This is a genomic window from Mesorhizobium sp. B2-7-1, assembly GCF_006440735.1.
GTDB lineage: Bacteria > Pseudomonadota > Alphaproteobacteria > Rhizobiales > Rhizobiaceae > Mesorhizobium.
Genome location: NZ_VFUA01000197.1, coordinates 1 through 3,857, shown reverse-complemented (window position 1 = coordinate 3,857; position 3,857 = coordinate 1). Strand labels below are relative to the sequence as shown.

Annotated in this window: 4 protein-coding genes; 3 read left to right on the top strand and 1 reads right to left on the bottom strand. The window is 64.4% G+C overall.

What is annotated here, in order from left to right:
• Window positions 1–13 precede the first annotated feature (13 nt).
• Entirely contained in the window at window positions 14–1,576 is a 1,563-nt protein-coding gene (locus FJ471_RS34235) for an alkaline phosphatase family protein (protein WP_140811212.1), read from the bottom strand.
• A 213-nt stretch (window positions 1,577–1,789) separates the two neighbouring features.
• On the opposite strand from FJ471_RS34235, the gene FJ471_RS34230 reads away from it, so the two are divergent.
• From FJ471_RS34230 to FJ471_RS34220, 3 genes are read left to right on the top strand one after another with little or no spacing between them, the layout of a single operon-like run.
• A complete protein-coding gene (locus FJ471_RS34230; RefSeq protein ID WP_140811210.1) occupies window positions 1,790–2,722 on the top strand; it encodes a VOC family protein in 933 nt (310 codons plus the stop codon).
• A gap of 3 nt (window positions 2,723–2,725) precedes the next feature.
• Window positions 2,726–3,355: an alpha/beta hydrolase gene (locus tag FJ471_RS34225; RefSeq protein ID WP_140811208.1), complete on the top strand. Its 630-nt coding sequence runs from the start codon at window positions 2,726–2,728 to the stop codon at window positions 3,353–3,355.
• A 57-nt stretch (window positions 3,356–3,412) separates the two neighbouring features.
• Window positions 3,413–3,712 carry a GNAT family N-acetyltransferase gene (locus FJ471_RS34220; RefSeq protein ID WP_027166574.1) on the top strand — a complete coding sequence of 100 codons (300 nt, stop codon included), beginning with the start codon at window positions 3,413–3,415 and terminating at the stop codon, window positions 3,710–3,712.
• The last annotated feature ends 145 nt before the right edge of the window (window positions 3,713–3,857 follow it).

The window sequence follows — 3,857 nt, the reverse complement described above, 5'->3', positions numbered from 1 at the left end:
CTCCCCTACTCCCCTACTCCCCTACTCCCCTACTCACATACCCGACCACGCCTTCGTCCGTCAGTTCCGCCAAGGCCAGCGACTGGTCGAGATGCGCGGCGCGCCAAGCGAGCATTTTCTCCGCGAACTCCAGCCGCACCGGCAGGTAGGCCGGATCGCTGGCCACGTTGTTCAACTCGTCGGGATCTTTCGACAGGTCGAACAGCAGCGGCGGCAGGCCGCCGCCGAAATGGACGTATTTGAAGTCGGCCGTCCGGATGACGGCGAGGTTGCAGGCGCGGGATTCGATGCCGAAATGGCGTTCGGCTTCGCCTTTGGCGACCGTGCGGAAATCAAACTCCCAATGCGCGGCGTCGCGCCAGTTCGCCGGCTGCCTGCCGTCGATCCAGGGCGCGAGCGAACAGCCGTCGAGATGGCGCTGTGGCGCGGCGCCGATCAGGTCGAGAAGGGTCGGGAAGATATCGACGGCTTCGGTGAAATGGCCCACGGACGAGCCGGCCGCGGCGCTGCGGCGCGGATCGCGGATGATCAGCGGGATATGGTAGCTGGCGTCGAAGAAGCCGCCTTTGCCGAGCATGAAATGGTCGCCCATCATCTCGGCATGGTCGGAGGTGAGCACGATTACGGTGTCGTCCCAGGCGCCCGCCGATTTGATCGCCTGCCAGATACGGCCGAGCTGCGCGTCGACCTCGGAGATCATGCCGTAATAGATCGCGCGGATGCGGCGGAAGTTTTCCTCGCTCCAGTCCGGCACGTTGCCTTCTATGCCGGGAACGAATTTTGTCCGCTTCTGCCGGTCGAGATCGTAAGCGAGATAGGGGTGGCCTTCCGCCTCGGCCTGCCAGCTTGCAGCGCGCCGGAAAGCCGGACCGTCGGCAGGATCGTACATGGCGTTATAGGGTTCCGGCACGATGAAGGGCGGGTGCGGGCTGATGAAGGAGATATGCGCGAACCACGGCGCGCTCTTCTCCTGCTCGCCGAGCCAGCGGATGAATTCGCCGGCCAGGAAAGCGGTCGGCGTCTGGTCTTTCGAATAGACCGGCGGCGCGTTGGTCGCGTCGCGTTTCGCCTGCTCGTTGGCCGGACGGTGGATATCAGGGCTGCCGGCGCCGGTGTCGATGCCCTGCGCGCGCAGCCATGACAGCCATTGCTTCTGATGCTCGGGCAGGGCCTGCCGCACGGTGAAGCCCGGCAGCACGCCTTCATAGCTGCGCAGGCGCGGATCCTCGGCCGCTAGCTGGCGCGGATCGAGCGAGACATCGGTGTAGCCGAACAAAGTAGGATCATAGCCCGCCGCGCGCGCCGAAAGCGCGATGTTGCCATGGCGCGCATCGAGCGGCGTGCCGTTGCGGCAGACACGATTGTTCATCTGGTAGAGCCCGGTGTAGAGGCAGGCGCGGGCCGGCGAGCAGGGTGCTGCCCCGCCATAGTGGCGGCGGAAGAGCACGCCTTCCGAGGCGAGCGCATCCACATTCGGTGTCTTCAGCGTCGGATGGCCGGCCGCCGACAGGCAGTCGCCGCGCCACTGGTCGCAGGTGATGAGGAGAACATTCGGGCGGCTCGTCGGATGGTCCAAGATCGTGTCCTTGTGGAAGCGCCCAGATGGAACGGAAATCACCGGGGTTGCAAGTCAATGCCGGTGATGGATTGGTGAACATATTTTGAACAGTCGTTCACTTTTATGACACAGTCCATTCTGTGTTTGCCCGCTTTGCCGCCGGCCCGCCTATCCTCATATTGGCGTGGACAGCGGCGAGGGCCGCACAAAGACAAGGGAAGGAGCACGATCATGCTCAATCAGATCCAGGGGCTGCATCACGTCACCTCGATGGCGAGCGATGCACGCCGCAACAATGAGTTCTTTACCAAGAAGCTCGGCCTGCGCCGGGTGAAGAAGACCGTCAATTTCGACGCGCCGGACGTCTATCATCTCTACTATGCCGACGAGGTCGGCACGCCGGGTTCGGTGATGACCTATTTCCCGTTCCCCGACATCGGCAAGGGCCGGCACGGCGTCGGCGAAGTCGGCACGACGGTGTTCTCGGTGCCGGAAGGCACGCTCGCCTACTGGGAAAAGCGCTTCGCCGATGAGGGCGTGGGCAACGTCGCCCGCTCGGAAAGTTTCGGCGAGAAGCGGCTGACTTTCGCTGGACCTGACGGCGACAGTTTCGCGCTCGTCGAGGACAAGGCCGACAAGAGAGCGCCCTGGGTGAAGGGCGGCGTTCCCGGCGACGAGGCGATCCGTGGTTTCCACTCCGTCTCGCTCCGGCTGAAGGATGGCGGCGCCACCGAGGAGCTTTTGAAGTTCATGGGCTATGAGGAAGTCGACAAGTCCGGCAACGTCCGCCGGCTGGCCATCAAGAACGGCAATGGCGCCGATGTCGTCGACATCGAATCGCTGCCGGGCGCGGGCTTTGCCAATCTCGGCGCCGGCTCGGTGCATCACGTCGCCTTCGGGGTCGAGGACCGCGCCAAGCAGCTCGAAGTGCGCAAGGCGCTGATCGACACGGGCTATGGCGTGACGCCGGTCATCGATCGCGACTATTTCTGGGCGATCTATTTCCGCACGCCGGGCGGCGTCCTGTTCGAGGTGGCGACCAACGAGCCGGGCTTCGACCGCGACGAGGACACCGCGCATCTCGGCGAGGCGCTGAAGCTGCCGACGCAGCACCAGCATCTGCGGCCCTATCTCGAAGAGCACCTGCAGAAGCTGGAAGGCTAAGCCATGAGCAAGGACGCTTACATCCACAAAATGCTGCCCGGTTCGCCGGGCAGCCCGCTCCTCTTCGTCTTCCACGGCACCGGCGCGGACGAGAACCAGCTGCTGACCTTCGGCCGCGAGCTGTTGCCCGGCGCGACGATCATCTCGCCGCGCGGCGACGTGTCGGAGCATGGCGCTGCGCGTTTCTTCCGCCGGACTGGCGAGGGCGTCTACGACATGGACGACCTGGCGCGCGCGACAGCGAAGATGGCGGGCTTCGTCAAGGCGCATGTCGAGGCTGTGAAGCCTTCGGCGGTATTCGGCCTCGGCTATTCCAACGGCGCCAATGTCCTGGCTTCGGTGGTGTTTGCGGAGCCTGGCCTGTTCGATGCCACGGCGCTGATGCATCCGCTGATCCCGTTCGAGCCGCAGGTGCAAGGGAGCCTTGCTGGACGCCATATATTGATCACGGCCGGCAAGCGCGATCCGATCTGCCCACCCAATTTGACGTCGCGGCTCGAGGCCTATTTGCGCGCCGACGGCGCCGATGTCACAGCGGAGTGGCACGACGGCGGGCATGAGGTTCGGCCGAATGAAATCGAGGCGGCGCGGCGGCTTTTCGCGTCGGCGCCGACTCTAAAAGATAGAGCATGATGTCGTCCGAAAACCGCTCCACACTTTTCGGCATCATGCTCCAAGGAGGCAAACAAAATGGCTGACCAACTGCCCGAGATCGAACTGGAAGACCGCGGCTCCAAGGGGCGCTACGTGCTGCGCGGCCCCGGCGGCGCCGAGGCCGAGATGACCTTTACCAAGATCGGCGAGCACCAGCTCATCATCGACCACACCGAGGTGCCGGACGTGTTTCGCGGCCAGGGCGCCGGGCTTCGGCTCGTCACCCGCGCCGTCGAGGATGCTCGTGCCGCCGGCAAGAAGATCATCCCGCTCTGCCCGTTCGCGAACGCCCAGTTCCGCCGTCATCCGGAATGGGCGGACGTGCTGAAGCAGTAAGGTTTTTCCCTTCCCCCCTTGTGGGGGAAGGTGGCCGCGAAGCGGCCGGATGAGGGGTGTTCCAGGGAACACGAACGTCTTACTCCGCTGGAGCACCCTTCATCCATCTCGGCGCTAACGCCCCGATCCACCTTCTCCCACAAGG